The 10,809-nt window shown below is 59.0% G+C and carries 8 protein-coding genes and 1 pseudogene; 4 read left to right on the top strand and 5 right to left on the bottom strand.

The window, feature by feature from the left end; genetic code table 11:
• Positions 1 to 708: 708 nt before the first annotated feature.
• Positions 709 to 2,112 (bottom strand): SIR2 family protein, encoded by a 1,404-nt coding sequence (locus QMF22_RS17160; protein WP_283455866.1) that lies wholly within the window; start codon positions 2,110 to 2,112, stop codon positions 709 to 711.
• A 44-nt stretch (positions 2,113 to 2,156) separates the two neighbouring features.
• Positions 2,157 to 2,400, bottom strand: a pseudogene (locus QMF22_RS17155) (transposase); the annotation flags it as partial.
• A gap of 235 nt (positions 2,401 to 2,635) precedes the next feature.
• On the opposite strand from QMF22_RS17155, the gene QMF22_RS17150 reads away from it, so the two are divergent.
• The gene (locus tag QMF22_RS17150; RefSeq protein WP_283455865.1) at positions 2,636 to 2,788 is read left to right on the top strand and encodes a hypothetical protein; all 153 of its coding nucleotides are present in this window, start codon (positions 2,636 to 2,638) and stop codon (positions 2,786 to 2,788) included.
• Between the two features lie 72 nt (positions 2,789 to 2,860).
• Here QMF22_RS17150 and QMF22_RS17145 read toward each other — a convergent pair whose 3' ends face one another.
• A complete protein-coding gene (locus QMF22_RS17145) occupies positions 2,861 to 3,382 on the bottom strand; it encodes a hypothetical protein (protein WP_283455864.1) in 522 nt (173 codons plus the stop codon).
• 355 nt (positions 3,383 to 3,737) lie between these two features.
• On the opposite strand from QMF22_RS17145, the gene QMF22_RS17140 reads away from it, so the two are divergent.
• From QMF22_RS17140 to QMF22_RS17125, 3 genes are all read left to right on the top strand, one after another.
• A complete protein-coding gene (locus QMF22_RS17140; protein WP_283455863.1) occupies positions 3,738 to 5,378 on the top strand; it encodes a competence protein CoiA family protein in 1,641 nt (546 codons plus the stop codon).
• Between the two features lie 430 nt (positions 5,379 to 5,808).
• Positions 5,809 to 6,732: an ABC transporter ATP-binding protein gene (locus tag QMF22_RS17130; RefSeq protein ID WP_283455867.1), complete on the top strand. Its 924-nt coding sequence runs from the start codon at positions 5,809 to 5,811 to the stop codon at positions 6,730 to 6,732.
• A gap of 1 nt (position 6,733) precedes the next feature.
• Positions 6,734 to 7,972, top strand: a complete 1,239-nt coding sequence (locus QMF22_RS17125; RefSeq protein ID WP_283455862.1) for an ABC transporter permease — start codon at positions 6,734 to 6,736, stop codon at positions 7,970 to 7,972.
• A gap of 1,088 nt (positions 7,973 to 9,060) precedes the next feature.
• On the opposite strand, the gene QMF22_RS17120 is transcribed toward QMF22_RS17125, so the two are convergent.
• Together QMF22_RS17120 and QMF22_RS17115 are read right to left on the bottom strand one after the other, a co-directional pair.
• Positions 9,061 to 9,906 (bottom strand): GIY-YIG nuclease family protein, encoded by an 846-nt coding sequence (locus QMF22_RS17120; protein ID WP_283455861.1) that lies wholly within the window; start codon positions 9,904 to 9,906, stop codon positions 9,061 to 9,063.
• A gap of 162 nt (positions 9,907 to 10,068) precedes the next feature.
• Entirely contained in the window at positions 10,069 to 10,413 is a 345-nt protein-coding gene (locus QMF22_RS17115; protein WP_283455860.1) for a hypothetical protein, read from the bottom strand.
• Positions 10,414 to 10,809: the final 396 nt, after the last annotated feature.

Here is a 10,809-nt window from a genome sequence, read left to right as displayed (position 1 = left end):
CTTCACGAGCGGCAAGCAGCAGGCGCACCGCTCGCTCCTTCAACTCCGGCGGATACTTCTTCAGTGCTGGCATGATTCTCAACCTTTCCGGGTGATCAAGAACCTCCATTAAACCCGGGGCGAGACAGACCTTTCATATGGAATCTACCTCTGGGCGTTCCCCGTGCAGCAACTCGTCCTCCATTACTTCGGACACGTGTCACTCGCGTTGAATCTCATTCTCGTATTCGCGTTTACCCTTCTGCTCGCCTTCATATCCTGGCATCTGATCGAATCGAGGGCGCTCGTATTCGCGGTCACATCAAGCAAAACCCATCGTGTCCCGGCGTGGCTTCCACAGTGGCACGTAGGAGCAGTCGAAGCTAACACGGGCAAAAGCGCATAGACGGGCACGAGCGACAGGGCATCAGAAGGCTCGACAAGGGCCAGGAACGCGGTGATCTGCGCTGCGGCGCCGCATTCCCAGTAAGTTCCGCGGGATCAGATCGACGAGGTTCCCGCAACACACCACGGTCGAACCGTCCCGCAAGCCGTTCCCCTCTGACACGGTCTCAGCGCAGTTGCGTTGATCAGGCCTAGATCTGTCGTGGGGGCCGTCCCCGTGTGACACTCGATCAGGTCCACCCTGGGATGGCGACTTTCGCACTCGATCTGCGTCGCTGACCGTCTGGCTAACGCACGCAGCGTGGCTTTCGACCACGGCGCGGTCTACCCCAGTGGCGCGGCGCAAAGGCGAATCATCTTCCATCGCTCCACGGTCATCTCCACAGCGCTCACAGCAACGAGTTGACCGTCACTTGCATTAATCACCAAGGGCCCGCTTGACTCCAGACGGGCGCGCAGCTTGCGTCGGTTGAAGAAATCACCCAGATCTACAGACTGTTTGGCACGAGGCATCTGATTGTAGGCAATCTCGTTCAGCGGGGAACTCGAGCCTCGCGCTAGAGAGGGGTCGATCTGGTATGTCTGAATTGCTTCGTCTTGGTCCTCGTAGAGGCAATAGAAGCTGACACCGCGGCGGGATGGAACTGCCAAGACGACATTGTCACCTTCGCGTCCACTATCAGCAACCACTGTTGCTGATGAGAGGGCAGAAGCAGTCGATTTGAGCTTCTTGCTGACGAAATCAGAAATGGCCGTCGCGCCACCGGTAGTCGAATCGACAGGTCCGAGTCGCGCAATTCGGCCGGCGAGAGTCCTCGGATCTTCTGGGCTTCCCGGGTCGAGATCCACGATCTCAAAGGTTGCGTTGGATTGATTGATGAGCTCAACAGTCACGCGGTCATTGGCTGGCATCGAATAGCCCATCAGCGTTATGCGTGGTGCGATCCGAATTGAGTCGCTAGCGCTCCGCCAGAGCGCATGCGATAGGTAAGAGTTGTAGTACCCGTCTTTCGCGGTCACCGGTGGAATGAGGTATCGGTCCAATGTCTTCGCGCCAGCGAAGTCATAATCGATGGTGAGCGGCACACTGCCGAGTACGCGCTTTTCCCGCATACGCACCAGTGTCGACCCAGTCGGATCCCCCACCGCCCAGTACCAATTCAGGGAGCCGTGAAGCTTCAGGATTTGAAAGGATTGAGAGTTGTGACTCGCCGTGTCGATCATGTACTCGGCCGGGGGGCCAGGCGGCGCGGGGAATACGATTTGGTCGGCGTATACCGTCGTTGCCAGCGGGGATCCGTTGATCACGGGTCGAACCAAATTAATCGCTTGCTCGAGGAGCGTGTCGTAGTTGAATGTGATGACGATTGCTCGCTCACTGTGCCAGAGCAAGATTAGTTGTTGTAGCCAGAGCGGGCAGCTGGTCGCCGACGCCTCGGCAACGTGGTCATCGAGAATGCCTGCGATTTCCGCGATCACTCGCTCCGCTTCAGCCCGCCGCATCTTGTTCACGTGTCCCTCGAGAAAAGGAAGCTCGCTGAGGCGCAGGGTGAGCCAGTCCTCGAAACCACCCGCTTCAATGCCCGACATGTCGAATCCAGTCGGGAGTCGCTCCTTGATCTGGCGTCCTAGCTGATCGGTGATCGGCATATTTTCATGAATCGCCTTTGAGAAACCAGCACCCAGGACGTAAACGGGACGCGGTCGAGAAATCAAGTCGTCAGCCACGTTCTGAAGCTATCGCACTGCCGCTTGGTGAGTGGACAGCAAGAAGTGTCGTTAAGGGTTCCGTTGCGCACGTTGGTGTCGTCGCGTTCGCCCGGGCACGGTTCTTCTCATGGCCGAGGTGCTCGGTCATTTCGTCGTTCAGCGCGGTCTCAAGGAAGGTTTTGGTGAACTGGCCCAGCAGTCCATTAGGACCGTCCAGCGTCAGGCCCTGCTCCTTTTAGCCAGGCGCACCCAATCCTGCGCCGCCACCGCCTCACGGGTGGGTTCAGATTTCGTCTTATTCGTCACAGCATCAAGTGTCGTCATCACGGCACCTTTCCCGCCAGACCTAAGTCCAGCGCGTCAGTCCGGAAACACCGTCTAAGAGACAGTCCCATGGTGGCCTCTTTGTATGCTTGGGGATGTTCGCCGGCGTTAGGGGGCTGGTCGATACCCGACGCCTGGACGCATGTGCCGATGGTGTTGTTGGTTGCGCAACGTAAAGCCGTTGTTGTGGTGACCTTGCAGTGAGAAATAGGAGCAGATGGCTGAAGCAACTGAACGATTGATTTACGAACATCTCGGCGAAGAGGCCTTGCTCTATTTGCTTGCTGTTGACGAAGATCAACTCCATGATCGATTTTTGGTGGCGCTGTTTTCAATCGGCGATACTGGCCCTATTTTCGGTCGGCGTTAACAGGTGGCCGTCAGTAGCCCAAAGCCCGGTCGAAAGGCCCCGATGTTCCGCGGAGATAGGTGAGTTTCGGTCTCAACCCTCTAAAACGGATTCCGCGCCTGCGCCGCTTTTTGCCCCGTCAAGACGCCATCGACCGAGCTTTCGGCGGAGCCGTGTGAACGCCTTATCGGCGCCCAGTACGCCCAACGTAATGAAGGCGCCGATGGCCCCCAGCAAGACGACAAGGCCGGAGCCCCACAGAAGACTGCGCACCACGTTGATTGTTTCTAGCTGCATGCCCAGGCGCAAAAACACATCAAACACGAAGCTGTTATCCTCCTGAATCACGAGGAGTGATCCGACGATCCCAAGGACCAAGGTCGACGCCGTCAGCTTGACAGGCAAAGGTCGGCTGTTCCGCCTGAGAAGCCGAGCTGCGAAAATGTTCTCCAAGTCCCGCACAGAGTTCCTCCCATCCCCGGGTTCCATCGTGACGTTCAGCGTCACTAAGCGTTCCAGCGTGCGCAGCCGCGATCTATCTTGGAGAATTGCAAAGATTGCCGTCACAAAGCCAAGGGCAACAGTCAGAAGCGCTGCCAAGCCAGCTAGATCCATGATTACCTCGATTCGTCGTTACGAAACGGAATTTGCACGCTCGCATCTACTCAACGAAAGTTCTCCGAGCCTGCGGTCTCTGAAGGTTACTAATTGCCTGTCTCCCAAACATGTTCATGAATCTGTGCTGGCGTGGCCCTAGTCCCTGCCGGATATTCTGACTTGTGTTTGGCATTGGCGCGCCCTGTTTGCCCAGAAAGACTTAACAAAATTCAGTTGTCTCATGTCAAAGGTCCCATTTTGGCGTGGTGTCCAGGCGCGGTTCCTGGCTAGGTGCGGGTCAGATTCTGGCTCAGTGCGATTGGGTGCGAGACAGTGCATCTGCGCTGTCGGTGGTTCTCGGTAGCCTGCACGTATGGCTCATATATCAGGCGTTCTTGCTGATTTTCAGAATGGTGAGACGCGCCTGGTCTACGGGCGCCGTCTTGTTGCTGGTGACCTCTTTCTGCTTCCTGATGGTGAAGCGAAAGAGTTGCGGGCTTGGGCGAAGGAGGACCTGCGTTGCCCTGTTCGCGATTGCCCGAGTCCGGCGATCACCACTGTCAGCCGTTCGCGAGGGCGGGACGGCTTCAAACACTACGGCGGTGGTGACGCCGTTGGCGGCCATGCGCCCGAGAGTCTGTTCCATATGCAGGCGTGCGAGCGCATAGCTGTTTGGTTGCGCGGGCTGTATCCAAGCTTCACGGTGCAGAAGGAAGAGATCGCAGGTGATCGCCGAGCTGACGTGATGATCACAGCGTCGGACGGGAGTCGAATGGCTTTTGAGATTCAGTACTCGGCTCTTACTCCTGCTCAGTGGCAGGAGCGCCACGACTCGTATCAGTCAATGGGCATCGTCGATGTGTGGCTGTTCGGTCACCACGGCGCGCAGCTTCGACAGGCTCACGCACGCACCGTGGTGGGCAGAGCGGCTGATCGGCGGGCGAGTGACAATCTCGTGGTCATCAATCCGACTCATGCCGCGGTCATCGGTGCCGGGCTGCCTCTGCTCTGGTTCAATCCTGTGACCGCGCAGATCGGCACCGCCGTCGAGCAGGTCGTTCTAGGCGAGCGTCAGTTCGAGATACCCGCCACGTGCACGCCCGGCCAGTTCAGTGTTGAGGATCTTGCGCGCCTGAAGTTATGCCTAGCGGGCGTGACCAGCGATCGGCTCCAGCTGTTGGAAAAGAATCGGGCCGAGATAGAAGCGCTGAGGCTAGAGCTACAGGCCGCACAGAGACTCTCTCAAGCCGAAGAGGAAGCATCTCGTGCTGCGGCGCGGCGAGTCATGATGGCTGCGGACGCGGTCATCGCTGCGGACAAGCAGGCGGCCCTGGATCGAGCGCAAGCTCGTCGGGCGGCCATGGATGCCAAGGCTCTCCTGCTTGAGCCAGCCTGGTTGATCTCGGACCTCCGCGCGCGGATACTCGACGAGTTCGAAGGACACTGGCCAGCCATTCTGGACGTCGTCACGACAGGAGAGCCAGGGCTCCCGTTTCCGCGGCAGCAGTGGCAAGCGACATTATTTGCGCAATTCATCGAGGATCGGTCTATTCTCTCAGGGGTATCGCCTGGTGAATGCGCTGCGCACCTAACAGTGCAAGATCTACACGAGTCTGAAACGAAAGCGATCGTTCGTGAGTGGTTTGATGTTCTCGTGGCTGCAGGGTACCTGCTCTGTATGAAGGTCAAGAAGAAGCGTTACTCGATAGGCGCGGCCCGGGTGCGTTACACAACCGCAACTAAGCGAACGCCCAAGGCTCGGCGTGCGTCTGAGGCGCAATCTAGGGCGGCCAGAGAGAGTGCAACGCGAGCAGCATCCGTACGGTCCGCATCAGGAAACCTCAGAGAAAGTGCACGTAGTTCTGTGCGCCGTCCGTATGTTCCTCCTACGCTGCCTGTCGTCGATGCCAATCGCCCTGGTGTCGCTCTCTGCCGCGACTGCGCCCGTCCTCTGGCTGCCATGTTCGTTGCACGGGGCTATCACTTGTTGTGCAGTCCCGTTCAGCGCTACTAGGGGGCCGGCGCATTAGTACGACCCAGGCTGGAAGCGTTGGCCGTGGTGTGCCTCTTGTTCCCTCTGTCAGCGCGGTGGGCGCAGAGACCACGGCTTCGCACGAGATGTCCACGATCGAGGTCACTCCCGGCGTACGGCTTTTCCGGTCGCGCGCGTCCAGATGCCAGTCGTCGCCGCGAGCGAGGTCGACGAGTTGGTCGCCGTCCATATTGACGCCCGTCACGACGGCTAGGCGTCGTGACGGGTCCAAGAGGACCGTGAAATGTGTGTAGGTCAGCTCACGAACCGGTGTCCCCTCACCGGGAATGGGCAGAGGAACCGAACGCCCGAGAAAGTCCGTGGCGTAGCCGGCAGGACAGTGACGCGTAGTCGGGCCGGGCACCAGTTCGGGCACGGATGGGCGGCTGGGCCTCCTCGATAGAGTGTGGGCATGGTGCCCAACACTGAATCCCTCGTCCATGTTCAGAACTTTCGGATGGATTTCGGGGGTACCACGGTCGTCGAGGACCTCTCGTTTGATGTGCGGCGGGGCGAGACCTTCGGTTTTCTCGGGTCTAACGGTTCGGGAAAGACGACAACGCTTCGAGCGCTGTTAGGGATTTACGCTCCAACCGCGGGGGTTCTTCACGTGGACGGTCGGCCGTTCACGCCGGAAGCGGGCAGCCGCTTGGGGTATCTGCCGGAGGAGCGAGGGCTCTACAAGAAGGAATCTGTCCTCACCGTGATGACCTACTTCGGCCAGCTCAAGGGCCTCAGCAAGAATGCCGCATCGGCCTGGTCGATGACCTACTTGGAGCGGGTGGGTTTGGGTGACAAGGCGAAGTCGCGGGTGGATAAGCTCTCCGGCGGGCAGCAGCAGAAAGTGCAGCTCGGAGTGACGATCATGAACGACCCAGAGCTACTGATCCTGGATGAGCCGACCAAGGGCTTCGACCCGGTCAATCGGCGCCTGCTGATGGACATCATCGAGGAGCAGAAACGCGCCGGCGCCACGGTGCTGATGGTCACCCACCAGATGGAAGAAGTCGAGCGCCTCTGCGACCGAGTCATCCTGCTCAAGGACGGTCGCGCCGAAGCGTACGGGACGATCTCCGAGGTACAAAACCAGTACGGCGGAACGATGATACGGGTCAGCTATTCGGGGGAGATCCCGGCGTCGCCGCACTACGAGGTCAGCATTCGCGACCGCAACTATGCCGAACTCACCCTAACCGACACGGTCGACGAGGCGCTGATCCTGCGCGACCTGGTCCAGGCCGGGGTCTTGGTGCGCAGCTTCACCACCAGCAAACTCTCCCTGGAGGAAATCTTCGTCACGGTCTATGGCGCGCAGAACGAAATGGTGGGTGCCTGAGATGGCCCAGCACAACCTCCGCACCGTCCTCGCGTTCGAAGTATCCCGAACACTGGGCAAGAAACGCTTCTGGTTCATCACCCTGCTGGTGCCCATCGCGATCGGCATCGTTTTGGCCCTCGTGGTCCTCGGAAACATGACCGCAGCGGACACGGCCGCGCGTCAAGCGGACACCAAACTGGCCTTCACCTACAGCGACGCCTCAGGATATGTGGACCCTGCCGTGGCCACCAAGCTGGGTGGCACCGCAGTCACCGACGACACAGCCGCAATCGCCGCCGTGAAATCCGGGAAGGAAGAAGCCCACTTTGTGTACCCGGCCGACCCCGCCGAGACCCCGGTTCACGTGTACGGCGTCGACAAGGGCTTGTTCGGTAATGGTGCTTACAACGGCCTCGCCACGCAAGTATTGATCACCAGCGCTCAAGATCGCATCGGAGACCCCGCCCTGACGGCGTTGGCGCAAGGCAACGTGCCCATCACCGCGACGACCTACACCGACGGTGTTGAAGCGGACGGGTTCTTGGGTATGATCCCTCCGCTGATCTTCGTCGTGATCTTCTTCCTGGTCTTCACTCTCCTCTCCAACCAGATGCTCACCAGCACGCTAGAGGAGAAAGAGAACCGGGTGACGGAGATGATCCTGACGACGTTGAACCCCACCGTGTTGATCAGCGGGAAGGTCATCTCCCTCTTCGTCGTCGGCTTCGTTCAAGTCCTCGTGTTCCTGCTGCCCGTCCTGGTCGCGTATGTGTTCTTCCGCACATCGTTGAACATTCCGGAGTTGGACCTGTCGAGTTTGACGGTTGAACCCGGGCAGATGATCGTCGGAGCCCTCCTAGCCATCGGCGGGTTCGCCTTGTTCACCGGCACCCTCGTCGCGATCGGCGCTGTCATGCCGACTGCGAAAGATGCTGGCAGCTGGTTCTCCGGACTGATCGTGCTCATGATCGTTCCGCTCTACGCGCTGTCCTTAGTCCTGTCCGACCCGCACGGTCCCGTCGTCCAGATTTTCACGTATTTCCCGTACTCGGCGCCGATCACCGCGATGCTGCGCAACGCGTTCGGCTCCCTCTCCGGCTGGGAAGCAGCCATCGTCATCATCGAACTCTTCCTCCTTGCCGCGCTCGTGCTGCAAGTCGCCGCCCGCCTCTTCCGATACGGCTCCATCTCCTACACCAGCAAGGTCTCCTTCAAGACGGTCTTCGCCCGACACACGGGGAGCGCCACCCGCAAGTAAACCGCGGGGCGATCAACAAGAGTTGCATACCCATTTGGGGCCTCCCGCTGGCTTGCTCCGGGGCGAGCGTCACCCGGATGACTGACCCAGCTCGAGTGCGTCTACCGCCACCGCCCATGGGTAAGCCTGGATCGCTTCCTCGAATGTAGGAGCTGCGCTCTGCCCGGGAAGAGCCCCAATCTCCCTGCTCACCAGCGCACATATCGGTCGCCGGGTCGGTGAGGAAGTCCAGATGCACAGAATGGCCGTCGATCGTCCCGAACACCACCGAGCTGAATGGTCCCGTGGGCTTCGACATCGAACGCACAAATTCAGCGCCGATGAGCGCGAGCTCTTCGTTGACGAGCTGAACCAAGGGTTCCGTGCCGAGCGCTGATATCGCGCTTGCTCGAGGGGACTCAGAGACCACAGCAGCACCAGCTGCATCGTCGGCCGCGCGCTCCACAGCTGAGGCCCACACCCACACTCGATGGATGCCCCGAGCTTCCCACTCGACGTAGACAGCGCGCTGCGTCCAAGCAAGGGCCACACCGCGCACCCGCTCGGCAACGGCTGGGTATCTCACCCAAACAACCACCTGTGTGGGGTCCCTCGCTACGGTTACAGGGAGCTCAGCCAGCTCATCCGGCGTGAGGCTGAACGGCCGCGGCACGAACTCGTTCCCGTAGTCCGGTTCAACCTGGACCAGCTGTTCTGTCGACATCGGGCCTACTTACTGACTAGATGGCTCGGCGACGGTGATTCGGACGGTGCACATTTGCGGAATGCAAGGGTCGAAAGCATGAGCCAATTATCAGGCCTCGGACGGCTGTCAGGATGGGAGAACATGTGTCCGAGAACTGCCTGAACAGATTGCGGAATCTTGTGAAATCCTTCAGTGTCAGGTCACCGGCCTCCTCAAGACCCCGGTGGTCGGAACCTTCACGGTGAGAACGGTGAGAACGGTGAGAACGGTGAGAACGGCGAGGACGTCGGCCGACGCCTTTGTTCATTTCTGCCGCCGGGTAATCGGCGCCAGTCAAAGTGAAATTCGGTGGACGACGAGTGATCGAGCCGCAACACCGCGGTTGTGTGCGTGCGGAGAAGAATTAGGTCTCTATCGATGGCAAACATTCCGGCAGTAGCCGCCGGCGATTAGTCTCAAGGCCCAAGAGCATCAGCCGCAGCCCGTCGGGCCTCCCACCGTTGACACGATTGAGGACGTATTCCTTTGGTAGCGTGCTGAGGATTCTCCGTTCGAGAACGTCAACACGGGTTGTGCGCGCAGCAAAGATACGAGTGGTGTCGAGGCATCGGAACGAGTCGATAGACAGCACCGATTCTTCCGGGGACCCACAGAGCAACCGATCGAACGCTTTCGTGCCACTCCAATGTTTCTTGATGCGTGCACGAATGTTCCCGGACTGACCCACGTAGACCTGCCGATACTCATCGAAGACCATCACGTACAATCCTCCATCCCCTGTCCAATCTTTCAGATCGCTCACTGGCCGCAGCTGCTTGTTCTTCTGCAGCATTTTGGTCAGAGCAGCTTCGAAATCAGCTGGTGGGATCTGCGAAAAGAATTCCATGTTCAAGTCGAAGTTGATCAGCGCCTCGTCACGTTGTTGCGCGCAGAACGCGTCGGAGTAACGTGTGTGATCCTCGTCCTCGTAAACCCAACCATCGGTTTCCCACTGCCGAGGCGAGTAATTAGAACGATTGTCGTAGCTTGACGGCGTTTTGTTGGGTAACGCATAGGTGGATCGGGTCAGCCGGTGACCGTACTTACCGGTCCGCATCCGCTCACCGAAATGATCGACGACTAGCCCGGGAACACGACTTGCCGACGTACGCGTGGACGGTGAAGTCGCTTCGACGCCGCGGATGCATTGGTCGCAGTCGCAACGGGGCACGTCAATACCGAGTATGCCCGGCGGGAACAGATTGATCATGTTGATTCGCACAGATCGATCTGGCATATCTCAGCGAGCTGGTGGTAAAAACGCTCACGGTGCGCGAATCCTTTACCCCAGGCGAATTCGCTGTCTTGCTTCGTAGGACAACTATGGTGGGCTCGACCGACACGATCTAAACCGCGACCCATGCGCACTTCATCACCACCTGTCATTGCTATAGGCGGGAAACACTGTTTCTTCGGGTGGAGGATTGAAGCGGAACTTGCGGTATGACTTCGAGGGCACGAGCCGCCGCCCAGCTTGGGCCTTCGCTAGCCAGCCGACCAGTAACTCGACATCCTCATTTCGCATACCCTCTGAGAGACACTTCGAGCTAAAAGCGAACGAATCGACTGTCCGCCAACGATGCCGTACGTTCATCAGGTCCGCTTTGAACATGGCCTGCTCGTTCCACTTCAGGTGATTGTTGTACGCCTTGGCTTTAGTGGCCAGAAACACGGCAATACTGGCCACGCTCGGGGGTAGTCCGTCTACAAGTTCCATGTTGCGAACAATACTCGGGACATCAGACATGTGGATTTGGCGCTCTTACGCGGCCTTCATTGTTCACTCGTCGCCACCGTCCCTCTCAAGAGTCTCGCCAGAGGACGGCCCACGGAGCGCTATCAAAGCACTTGATCGGCGATAGAAGGTAGCTCGAGACATTCCCAAGATCGCGTGCAACCGATATCGCGGGCTCTGAGTTCGGCGTGCGTAGAGAATTGGGTGTCGGTTATGAGTCGCGGGCAGCCACCTAGGTCCTTGCCGGCGTTGCCCTACGTGTCAGGGTTGGGTGAGGCCAGTAGCTAAGAGCAAGTCCGCCGTGTGACGTAGGGCGAGAATCAGGAATCATCACCATGTCCAGCCCGTCTTTGATCGCCGTGCGCGACGATAGTCATA

Source organism: Cryobacterium sp. PH31-L1, assembly GCF_030063145.1.
GTDB lineage: Bacteria > Actinomycetota > Actinomycetes > Actinomycetales > Microbacteriaceae > Cryobacterium.
The sequence above is the reverse complement of the archived record's forward strand: the minus strand, read 5'-3'. Positions and strand labels throughout refer to the sequence as shown.